Genomic DNA, 9803 nt, shown 5'->3' with positions numbered 1-9803 from the left:
GAGCAGCCTTGCTCGCGCCATACGCGCCCCAGCCGGGATAGGCGTTCACCGCCGCGTCGCTGGAGATGTTGATTACCAGCGCGCCACGGCCCTCGCGTGCGGACGCGGCAAGCGCACCGAACAGGGCTTTCGTCAGCCGGAACGCGCCGACGAGATTGACCGCGAGCGCTTTTTCCAACTCCTCGCACTCGGTATCGGCAAGGAGCGCCAGAGGAACAGGTCCAAGGCTCGACGCATTGTTGATCAGGACGTCGAGCCCGCCGAGGCTGACGGTGACCTGCAACGCGATCGGGTAGATGTCTTCCTTCTTGCCGACGTCGCCGACAATCCCGTGCGCGCCGGTCTCGTCGGCGATGCGTTCGACGTCCGCGGTGGTGCGGGCGACGAAGGCGATGGACGCACCCTGCTCGGCAAGCTGCCGCACAAGCGCCAGTCCGAGGCCGGACGTGCCGCCCGTGACCGCCACGCGAAGTCCCTGACGCTCGATATTTGTCTGCATTGCCGGTGCTCCTTCAATCTGCACTACCCGTTGCTACAAGTTCAAGTTAACTTGAAGTCAAGCGGGAATTGTGCTTTCTTTCACGCATGGAATCCATGCTGACCATCACTGACGTGTCGCGGCGCAGCGGCGTCGCCTCATCGGCATTGCGTTTCTACGAGGAGCGCGGGCTGATCGCTTCCGAGCGGGCCGGCTCGGGGCATAGGCGCTATTCGCGCTCGGTGCTGCGCCGGATCGCCTTCATCGTCTTCGCGCAGCGAATTGGGCAGACGCTTGAGGAGATTGGCGCCGAGCTCGCCAAGTTGCCAGCCGATCGCGTCCCGTCACGTCGGGATTGGTCGCGTTTGTCGGGCCGGTGGACCAAGCGCATCGACCAGCGCATCGCTGAGTTGCAGCGTCTGAGGTCCGGGCTTACCGAGTGCATCGGTTGCGGCTGCCTGTCGATCGACCGCTGTAGCCTTGCGAACCCTGCCGATATGGCAGGTCGCAAGGGGCCGGGGCCGAGGTATTGGCTGGGGTGAGTTGCCATTACGGCATTACGGTGCATTAGCATTACGGTGATAGTGCACTTTTTGCCATGTTTGCTCGGCTGTCGCTGTGTGTAGATTGAACGCATGGCTCGACTTGCATCGCCGCGCTGCCGATGTCGGCATCTGTGCGGCCGGTGGGCAGCGAACCACTTCTGGCCGGATTGCCGAGCAAACCGGAAAAGCCGTGAAATCGGGCAAACGCGGCAGGTGAGGAAAAGAAAATGGTGCACTGTCACCGTAATTCAAAGCGGCGCGAAGTTGCAGCCAGGATTACGGTCCTAACGCCAGACCAAGCGTTTGGCGCGCCTCGTTGACGGTGGCCACACGCCGGCCAAGCCTCTCGACTGAGGCCGCCGCGAGTTCGACGAGCTCCGCGTTGCTGCGCGCCAGGCGTTCCTTGGTGATTTTGATATTATCCTTAAATCCGGTACGCACTGCGTCTGCTCCGCGTGCCAACGCCCAGTTCATCACAATCGTTTGGTTGCGGCCTATTCCGGCCGCCGTCCAGGTAGATTGTGGAACAGGAATTTTGCTTCCTGAGGAGCACGTCGAGGAATCTCTCCTCCGCAGGCAGTGCGTTTTGCACGCCCATGACAAACTGGATGTGCGGGCGCTCACCTATAAGTCCCCCGTCGGCCAGCCGCCTGGCAGTGTGAAGGTGCGACAGGTTGAAGATCTCGATCTCGGGCAGCACGCCATTTGCGTTCATCGCGGTTGCGAGATCACCGATCAGGGCGGGATGGTTCTCGTAGACCATGGATGGGAAGTTGACCGAACCGGTCGAGAGCGAGGCCATGTCCGGCTTCAGATAAAGTGCCGAGCCACGCGCGGCAGGATCACGACCGCGCCCGCCGGTCGAAAACTGGACGATCATACCGGGGCAGTGCCTAGGCACCCCCTCCTGAACGGCAGCGAAGCGCGTTGGTTCAGACGATGAATCCAGCTGCCGCCGCCGCAAATGAACCGGCAGTTCTGTATCCGCGCCAAGTCTGTCGGTTGTCTCCTCCTGTGACCTACGCGATCGGCAGCACCCCTCCGTGTACCGTTCGCGTCCAGTTGTCCACGTCGTCCGACAATCCGCAAACGCACCGCGCCCGACGTATCCGGCAGCATGGCGCGAGGCAGGCTTGGCGCCGCGTTACCGGCTACTCAGGAGTTCGATGATGGTGCGCCGCTCAACTGCGTTGTTGAAGCGCTGGACCATGCGGGTGCCCGGCACCATCGCGGTCGGATTGGTGAGATAGGACTCCAGCGTGTCGGCTGTCCAAGTGATGCCGGAGTCGCGTAGGGCCGGCGAGTAGTTGAACCCCTCGATGCTGCCGGCGGCGCGACCGACCATACCCTGCAAATGAGGCCCGGCACCGTTACGTGTCGTCGCGATTTGGTGGCAGGCGCCGCAGCGCTGCCGGAACAGGCGCTCTCCTGCAGCGGCGTCCGCTTCCTGGGCAACAGATTCGTGCGTTGCCCAGGACAGTGCGACCAGCGCCACGGCGGCGAGGACGGCATTCCTCATCCTTCCACTCCCTTCAAGTCGAGCTTCGAGAGTGGCAGGCTGCGGATGCGCTGACCCGTGAGCACCGAAGCGGCATTGACCACTGCCGGCGGCACGCCCGGCAGGCCGGGCTCGCCAATCCCGCCCATCGGCGCTCCGCTCTCTACGATGCGAACATGCACGCGCGGCATGCGATCGGGCGACAGGATTGGATAGCCGTCAAAATTGCGCGCCTGAGGCATGCCATCGACATAGATAGCTTCCTCAAGTAGAGCCGAGGACAGGCCTAGGGCGACTGCCGAGTTCACCTGCGCCTCGATGATTGCCGGATTGACGATGCTGCCTGGATCGATCGCCACCCAGACGTCGTGAACCACGACCCCACCATCTCTGAGCGACACTTCGGCGATCGTCGCGACCTCGCTGCCGAAAGGCGAGGCCATGGCGACGCCCCTTGCGCGCCGTGTTCTATCCTCCGCAGTGAAGGGACCGCGCTTCCACCCGCCGGACAGCTCGGCGACTGCCTGCAGGAGATTGCTGTGCCGCGGGCTGTCAGCCAGAAGCCGCAGCCGCAGTTCGTAGGGGTCCTGCCGGCCTGCATCGGCCATCTCGTCGAAGAAGGTCTCGTAGAAGAAGTCGTTCATCGAGTGGCCGACCGAGCGCCAGAAGCCGATGATCGCCGGATCATCGACGTGGATCTGGCCGACCCGCCGGTTTGGGATCGCATAGACCTTTCCCGCAATGCCCTCGACTGCCGAACTGTCGACCTTGTCCGGCTGGCGGCCGAACCAGCGACCGATCGGACCTTCGCCCACCGCAACCGCATCCAGCGCAACCGGCAAACCGGCAGCGTCGAGACCCGCACGAAAGCGAGCCGCAGTCATCGGCCGCAGCGTGTCGCGCAGGAATTCCTCTTCGCGGCTCCAGACGAGCTTGACGGGTTGCCCCGCCGCCTTGGCAAGCAAGATTGCCTGCGGAAATGGATTGGCCGACTGGTAGAGGAAGTGCCGGCCGAAGAAGCCGCCCAAAATCGGCGAATGGATGATGACCTTGTCCGGCTCGATGTCCGCGACCTTCGCGGCTTCGGTCTGAAACATCTCCGGCGCCTGGTTGGGGATCCACAGCTCCAGCGTGCTGTCGTCGTTCCAGCGCGCGATCGCCGACGGCGGCTCCAGCTGGCCATGCACCAGATAAGGCGCGTCGTAAGTCGCCTCGACGATGCGCGTTGCGCCGGCAAGGGCGCCCGCGGCGTCGCCTTCCTGCTCGAAGGCGATGCCGTCGCCCGGTGTCGACTTCAGCATCTCCTTGTGGGCCTCGGAGGAGAAATCAGCCGGCATTGCGCGAGGCGTTCCGGCCGCAGGCTCCGCCCAGGTCACCTGGAGGGCTTCGACGGCCCGGCGCGCCCGCCACCAGCTGTCGGCCAGAATCGCTACCGCGCCGGGCAACCGGTGAACGGAATGCACGCCCGGCATGGCGTGGACTTCGCTCTCATTCGCCAGCGCGCTCGGTTCGCCACCAAGGCGCGGGCTGTGCTGGACGGCGGCATGCAGCATGCCGTCCACCTTGAGGTCGATCGCGTAGTGCGCGCGGCCCGTGGATTTGTCGCGCGCGTCCAACCTTGCGACCGGCTTTCCGATCCAGCGGAAGTCTGCAGGGTTGCGGAGCACGACATCGGCCGGCACAGGCAGATAGGCGGCCGCATCCGCTATCTCGCCGTAAGGGATCGTCCGGCCGGATGCTGAATGCACGACACGGCCGGGTTCCGTCGACAACTCCGACACCGGCACGCCGAACTGCGTCGCCGCCGCCTGCATCAGCATCTGACGCGCCGATGCGCCGAGCTTGCGCATGGTCTCGTAGCTCATGCGCACCGACATGCTGCCGCCCGTGAAACGGCCGCCGCCAGTCAAAAGATAGTCGGGACCGGGAGGGGCGCCTTCCACCGTAAAGTTCGCAGGATCAACATCCAGCTCTTCGCCGACGATTTGCGCCATGGCGGTGAAGATGCCTTGCCCACCTTCGATGAAAGCGCTGCGGAACAGGACGGTGCTATCGGGGCGAATTTCCAAAAAGGCGTTGACGCGCGTGCCGGGCGCGACGGCAGCAGCGGCCTGCGCCCTGGCACGTCCGACCGGCACACAGTCACCGAAAGAACGAGCGCCGCTGCGCCACCCAGGAAGCCGCGCCGCGAGACATTGAGCGGCCCGTCTTCGCCCCCCGTGGACAGGCGGTCGCGGAAGAGAGTCATGTCGTTCATCGTTCCCCTCTTCAAGCCTGTGCGGCCTGCCGGACGGCAGCCGAGATCGCGTTGTAGGTTCCGCAGCGGCACAGGTTCACCATCGCGCCCGCGATGTCGTCGTCGGTCGGCTGTGGAGTCTGCTTGAGGAGAGCCGTCGCGGCCATGACTTGGCCGGACTGGCAGTAGCCGCATTGCGGCACCTGGTTGGCGACCCAAGCCTCGACGACCTTCTGGCCCTCGGCATCCTGCTCGATCGCCTCGATCGTCGTGATCGCCATGCCCGCCACGCTATCCACCGTTGTCACGCAGGAGCGCGTGGTCTGCCCGTCGATCAGCACGGTGCATGCGCCGCATTGCGCCACGCCGCAGCCATATTTCGTGCCGGTCATGCCCAATTCGTCGCGCAGCACCCAGAGCAGCGGCGTGTCCGGTTCGACGTCGACCTGATGTGCCGTGCCGTTGACGGTCAGTTCCATGGCCTTCTCCTCGTATTCGCAGAAAGCCAACGCGACTGGCTGTTGGCTCTTCGAACCCGAAGAGTAGGTGCCCAGGATCGCCTCGATTAGACCGCATAATTCACTTGTGTCTATCGACCAGAGGCATAAATCTTCATCTGATCAGTGGACGGCGACATGGCCAAGGAAGACTTCAAAGATCTCTTGTGGTTCCTGGCCGTGGCCGAGGAGAAAAGCTTCACGCGTGCGGCGGCAAAGCTCGGCATCACGCAATCCACTCTCAGCCACACGATCAAGCGGCTGGAGACGCGGATGGGTATTCGGCTGCTCACGCGCACGACCCGCAGCGTGGCAACGACCGAGGCCGGCGAGCGCCTGCGGCAGTCTCTGTCGCCGCGTATCGCGGAGATCGAGACCGAGATCGCCGCGCTCATGGAATTCCGCGACAAGCCCGCCGGGACCATCAGGCTGACGGTTTCGGATCACGCGTTTGAAATCGTCGTCTGGCCGAAGCTCAGGCCTGTGCTCGCCGCCTATCCCGATATCAAGCTGGAGCTCAGCATCGACAACGGGCTACGCAACATCGTCGAAGACGGATTCGACGCCGGCGTCCGATTGGGGGAAAGCGTCGAGAAGGACATGATTGCGGTCCGCATCGGTCCTGACTGGCGCATGGTCGCTGTGGCCTCGCCCGATTATTTCGCCGCGCATCCCGCGCCCCAGCATCCTCAAGAGTTGATCGCGCACAACTGCATGAACATGCGCCAGACCCGTAGCGGCGGGCTCTATGCCTGGGAGTTCGAGAAGGACGGGCAAGAGCTGCGTGTCCGCGTCGACGGGCAGCTCACCTTCAATGCCTCCTACGCCATGGTGGATGCGGCTCTCAACGGATACGGCATCGCGTTTCTGCCTGAGGATCTTGTGAAGCGGCACATCGCGTCCGGCAAGCTCGTCCAGGTGCTTGACGACTGGTGCCTGAAGTTTCCAGGCTACTACATCTACTATCCAAGCCGCAGGCAGAACCTGCCGGCGTTCAAGGTGATTGTCGACGCGCTGCGGCAAGGGGAAGTGTGAGCAGCGGACGCGGCACCCTTAGTCCTTGCTGCCGGCTCTGTCGGCTGCAGCATCAGACCCGAATCAACAACTTGATCGCCCGCCGCTCGTCCATGGCACGGTAGCCTGCTGCGACGTCGTTCAGCGGCAGCTCGAGATCAAAGACCTTGCCGGGCTTGATTCTGCCCTTGAGCACGCGGTCCATCAGATCGGGGAGGAAACGGCGAACCGGCGCCGGCCCACCGAGCATGCGTTTCTGTCCGAAGAACAACTGCTGGCCGTCGAAGCGGACGCCATGCGGAACGCCGACATAGCCGATTGTGCCGCCGGGGCGCGAGCTGGCCAGCGCCTGATCAAACGATTCCAATGTGCCGACGCATTCCAGCACCGAATCCGCCCCGACGCCTTTGGTGAGATCCTTGACGCGCGCCACCCCCTCCTCGCCGCGTTCCGAGACAATGTCGGTCGCGCCGAACTCACGGGCGAGGCTCTGTCGGCTCTCCTGGCGACTCATCGCGATGATGCGCTCCGCCTCATCAGGCAGAGTGCGGCTGAGCCACATGCCCCAACCGCCTGCGCGCCGCTCATGAACTCGCGTTGCACACAGGATGACTGAAAGCCAAAAGCGGCAATGCGAGCAGGTATCGTCCGAAGCCGTGCCTGCCCGCGCGCATGAGGGTACGATTCGCCATCGCCATCCGCCAGCTCTCCTGGGTTTGATTGCGGTTGCGGCGACGACGAACCCGCGACGCCACGAGGGATCCGGTAAGTGCGTACGCCTTCAAACAGGAAACCATTGGTTCACAGGATGGCAGGCTTGTCTCTCGGCCTCATGTGAAAGTGGGAACCAAAGGTGATCCCGAGAGGCGTGGCCACTGATATCTCAGCGGGAGGCCACATTCTGTCATCCGGATGGATCAGGAGCCCGCGTCCTGCCTTGTAGGAGCCTACCGTCCTGTAAGTGACGAAGCGGTCGAGCGAAACTGTGTCTGCCGAGATTGCCTCAGGATCGCGCAATTCCGCACGCTGGAGTTCTGCAGGATCGGTGCTGCCAGGGGGTGGGACTGTTCCAGGAAGGACTGGGCAATCGCCTGCAGACGATTTCGGTCGCCTGCAGATATGACGACAGGGGGCAAGTCCGGATATGAGAGCATTCCAGCCTCAAACTGACAAGTATCCATTCCTCCCGATGCAGTCCTTTTGGTGCCGGCATTCGCTTTCAAAAGAACCGGCCTCCACCCTCGCTCGTGCACCGGCCTCATGCAGCCGAGGGTCCCGGCCGTCGAAATCGTCTGACCCGGCGGGCACGAGGCGCGGCTCGTTGTAGAGCGCGCCGCGAACCAGCTTCAGCGATGGCTTGCGCTGCGCGGGAGCGGAAGGGCTCGACAAGGCTTCCCTCTCGCGCCGTGCGGCTTCCGGCTGATAGTGCACCTTCTCCAGCACGACACGCTCTTCCCGCCCTTCGTGGTCTGTCAGGAAGAAGTCCTCGCCCTCGGCAAGTCCAAGGAGGGCCAGCCCCCTCGGCGTGGTGATCGGCAGGAACAGGCCGGCTGACCCGTTCATCCGGTCGTGCGAGAGAATACGCGTATCGGGTTCGCGCCCGTCAACCCTGAACGCAACGCGGCTGCTGAGCGTCGCGACGTTGACGCGAACGTCATCGCGGAAAACCACCAGGGCGCTCTCGATCTTTCTCTTCAGGATCGGCGCCAGCGCATCGTCCCGGCCGAGGCAGCGTTCGCGCATGACCTCGAGGATGGTCAAATCCTTGGTGGTGAGAATACAGGTTTCTGTTGGCATCGCAGTTCTCCATCGCTCCGCCCCGGGAGCGGTTGCATTTAAACGAAATGGAGGATCCCCTGGCCGCGCACGGCGGCACAGGGGCTACGACCCTGCGATGAGACAGCCTCCGAAGAGCGAAAGGCGGCAAGGGGCCAGGACTTGTATCACGGCGCCGTCCTCAGTTCGGCGGGCGCAACAGGACTTGCGATTGTACCCGGTGCCTCCACTGTCTCGACTGTCAGACGGTGGATCCGGCCATCACGCGCAGTCCAGTCGATCGACTGTCCCGCGGAAAGGCCGATAAGCGCCGCGCCGATCGGTGTGAGGATCGAGATCTTGCCCTCGGCGATGTCGGCCTCGCCCGGAAATACCAGTGTCGCGCGCCGGTCTTCTCCCAGGTCGCTGGTGAAGCGAAGGGTGGATCCCATGCGAACGACATCGGCCGGGATGCGTGCGTCTTCGACCACGCGCGCGCGTTCCAACTCTGCCATGAGTACGTCCGCGACATCGGGGGCCCTCATCGCATAAGATTCCGCCAGCAGCCACAGCCGCTCGCGGTCGGAGCGCGTCATTGTGATCGCCGGCTTGCGCTGTCTCTTACTCTCGGGAGCCATCTAGGCCTCCTACTGGTTTCATGCTGCTGCCGGGCACGGCGTGCCCGCAGCCTTGATCGTTGTCTTGGATTATGTCGCTCTGCGGCTAATCCCTGCGTCAGGGAAAGTGGCCTATGCCCCGCGACCAGGGCGCGACGCGACCTGGCCGGGGGTCAGGTGCCCGCGATGGGGCACACCCGCGTAAGGAGAAAAGTAAAGGCGGTCGGTCAACATGTTATGAACGTGGGATGGCAATGACGAAAAGTCAAGCTCGGCCCCAAGCTGGACTATGTCGACGCCCGCTCTCTTATTGTGATGGTCTGGCCACACGCAAGTTGCGGGCCAAGCAATGTAAGCAGCCAACATGGCTGCCCTCCCCGCGAGCTGACGCCGCCGACATCGAATTTTGCCACGCGAGCAATCCGCTCGCTGGACCCCAGGCCCGCAGCCGTCACAAAACTTCCATGCGACTAGCTCCGTCCTATTGGTTGGCACCGTCCGTCGACCGGCGGCCAGCTTGCGTGCATCGGCCGCGGAGGTTCAGGCGTTAACGCCCGCGGGGGGCCGTCCGCAGTAGCGAGATGCCAGGGCGAGAAGCTGAAGCGTCGCGACGCAGTCGAGTGTCAACGCGCACGGATCGGCACGACGAGTACATCGCAGGGAACATCATTCAGAATGCGCGAGGCTGCGCTACCCAAAAGGGCATGCATCAAGCCGCTTCGTCCGTTCGTGCCTGCGATGACGAGATCGGTATCGGCTTCATTCGTCAGTACCTCGAGTCCGGTCACCGGGTCCCCATACCGGACAAGGCGGAGATACTCTGCACCGCAAGACGACGCCAGGATTGTCGGAAAATGGGCCCGTGCTCTGCGCCATCTTCCGACGTTAGCGTAAATCGCGGCAGGGTTGGCCAGATGCGGTATTCGCTGGACTTTGCCGATAGATGTAGCTGACCGCTGGTCCGGGGCACAGGAGCCTGAGCCCTCGATCTCACGAGACTGACCAGTTGGGGTTCATCGATCAGGGCCACAGCGTCGGCTGGCGGGAGCCAGGCGCGTTGCCGCTGGGAACGCTCGTTCCAGTCAGGCTGCACATCGACGACCGATTAGCAGGTAAACCTTGACGGTTACCCGCACGAAGTGACCGGAAAGGCGCTTCCAATA

The 9803-nt window shown here is 63.5% G+C and carries 8 protein-coding genes and 3 pseudogenes; 2 read left to right on the top strand and 9 right to left on the bottom strand.

Going from position 1 to position 9803, the window contains the following annotated elements; all coding sequences use genetic code 11:
* A partial coding sequence (locus tag EOA86_RS09585) for an SDR family NAD(P)-dependent oxidoreductase (protein WP_245497203.1) occupies positions 1–466 on the bottom strand: 466 nt, incomplete at its 3' end.
* A 119-nt stretch (positions 467–585) separates the two neighbouring features.
* Here EOA86_RS09585 and soxR point away from each other — a divergent pair.
* The gene (gene soxR / locus EOA86_RS09580; RefSeq protein WP_128341371.1) at positions 586–1020 is read left to right on the top strand and encodes a redox-sensitive transcriptional activator SoxR; all 435 of its coding nucleotides are present in this window, start codon (positions 586–588) and stop codon (positions 1018–1020) included.
* Positions 1021–1299: 279 nt separating this feature from the next.
* On the opposite strand, the pseudogene EOA86_RS09575 reads toward soxR, so the two are convergent.
* From EOA86_RS09575 to EOA86_RS09560, 4 genes and pseudogenes are all read right to left on the bottom strand, one after another.
* Positions 1300–1963, bottom strand: a pseudogene (locus EOA86_RS09575) (3-keto-5-aminohexanoate cleavage protein); the annotation flags it as partial.
* Positions 1964–2167: 204 nt separating this feature from the next.
* On the bottom strand, positions 2168–2542 hold the full coding sequence (locus EOA86_RS09570; RefSeq protein WP_128341369.1) for a c-type cytochrome: 375 nt from the start codon (positions 2540–2542) through the stop codon (positions 2168–2170).
* Positions 2539–4769 (bottom strand): annotated as a pseudogene (locus EOA86_RS09565) (xanthine dehydrogenase family protein molybdopterin-binding subunit). Before EOA86_RS09565 ends, EOA86_RS09570 begins: the two are co-directional and overlap by 4 nt.
* Positions 4770–4789: 20 nt before the next feature.
* The gene (locus EOA86_RS09560; protein ID WP_128341367.1) at positions 4790–5236 is read right to left on the bottom strand and encodes a (2Fe-2S)-binding protein; all 447 of its coding nucleotides are present in this window, start codon (positions 5234–5236) and stop codon (positions 4790–4792) included.
* A gap of 156 nt (positions 5237–5392) precedes the next feature.
* Here EOA86_RS09560 and EOA86_RS09555 point away from each other — a divergent pair, with 156 nt between their 5' ends.
* Entirely contained in the window at positions 5393–6289 is an 897-nt protein-coding gene (locus EOA86_RS09555; protein ID WP_128341366.1) for a LysR family transcriptional regulator, read from the top strand.
* A gap of 52 nt (positions 6290–6341) precedes the next feature.
* On the opposite strand, the pseudogene EOA86_RS09550 reads toward EOA86_RS09555, so the two are convergent.
* The 4 genes and pseudogenes from EOA86_RS09550 to EOA86_RS38535 all read right to left on the bottom strand — a co-directional run.
* Positions 6342–6892 (bottom strand): annotated as a pseudogene (locus EOA86_RS09550) (zinc-binding dehydrogenase); the annotation flags it as partial.
* 537 nt (positions 6893–7429) lie between these two features.
* Positions 7430–8065 (bottom strand): nucleoside-diphosphate kinase, encoded by a 636-nt coding sequence (locus EOA86_RS09545; RefSeq protein ID WP_245497202.1) that lies wholly within the window; start codon positions 8063–8065, stop codon positions 7430–7432.
* A gap of 146 nt (positions 8066–8211) precedes the next feature.
* On the bottom strand, positions 8212–8661 hold the full coding sequence (gene rnk / locus EOA86_RS09540; RefSeq protein WP_128341364.1) for a nucleoside diphosphate kinase regulator: 450 nt from the start codon (positions 8659–8661) through the stop codon (positions 8212–8214).
* 602 nt (positions 8662–9263) lie between these two features.
* A complete protein-coding gene (locus EOA86_RS38535; protein ID WP_281035645.1) occupies positions 9264–9482 on the bottom strand; it encodes a universal stress protein in 219 nt (72 codons plus the stop codon).
* Positions 9483–9803 lie beyond the last annotated feature (321 nt).

This window comes from Mesorhizobium sp. M5C.F.Ca.IN.020.32.2.1 (genome assembly GCF_004023105.1).
Lineage (GTDB): Bacteria > Pseudomonadota > Alphaproteobacteria > Rhizobiales > Rhizobiaceae > Mesorhizobium > Mesorhizobium wenxiniae.
The sequence above is the reverse complement of the archived record's forward strand: the minus strand, read 5'-3'. Positions and strand labels throughout refer to the sequence as shown.